General features: G+C 74.6%; 1 protein-coding gene. It reads right to left on the bottom strand.

The genetic code is table 11. The features are described from left to right. Window positions 1–763 (bottom strand): tetratricopeptide repeat protein (locus BMG07_RS40875; RefSeq protein WP_198089232.1); only part of this gene is annotated, 763 nt, incomplete at both ends.

The raw sequence follows: 763 nt of genomic DNA, 5'->3' as shown, positions 1-763 counted from the left end.
GCCGCCGGTCATGCCCGCGAAGGGGTTGGCCGCCGGCATCTGCGACGGCACACCGCCCGGTGCCGCGAAGCCGCTCGAGGCGACCTGGCGTTCGGCTTCGACGGCGGCGCGCAGGTACTGCTCGGCCTTGCGGCTTTCGCCCGCGTTGCGGTACACGCGGCCGGCGGCGGCCAGCACGCGCGACTGGTCGGGCGCCTGCTTCAGCGCGGCCATCACGTAGTTCTCGGCCTCGCCGTGCTCGCGCTGCGCGCTGGCGCTCGCGGCGGCGGCCAGCAGCGTGTCGAGGTCGGTCGGGTTGCGCTGCAGGATGCGCTGGTACAGCGCCAGCGCCTGGCCTTCGTCGCGCGCCGCCGAGTACAGGCGGGCCAGCGCGGCCATGGCCTGCGGGTCGTTCGGGCGCTCGGCCAGCACCGGGGCCATCGCGTTGTAGGCGGCCTCCAGGTTGCCGGCCTCGCGCAGCGCGTCGGTCTGGCGCAGCGCGAAGGCGATGCGCAGGCTGTCGAAGTCGCTGCGCTGGCTGGCCGTCATGTTGACGCTGGCCAGCTGGCGCAGCACGGCCGACAGCTCGACGTCCTGCTTGGTCTTGAGCAGCACCGACGCGTACAGCAGCCGGTCGCTGATGCTCGGCGTGGGCGAGCGCGCGAGCAGTTGGCGGCTCATGGCCAGCGCGCGCGGCGCGTCGCCGATTTCCGCGTAGGCGCCCGCGAGCTGGCCCCACAGCTCGGCCGGCATGTCGGCACTGAGCGCCGACTCGGCCTGCGCG

Source organism: Variovorax sp. E3 (assembly GCF_016082275.1).
Classification (GTDB): Bacteria; Pseudomonadota; Gammaproteobacteria; order Burkholderiales; family Burkholderiaceae_C; genus Variovorax.
The sequence above is the reverse complement of the archived record's forward strand: the minus strand, read 5'-3'. Positions and strand labels throughout refer to the sequence as shown.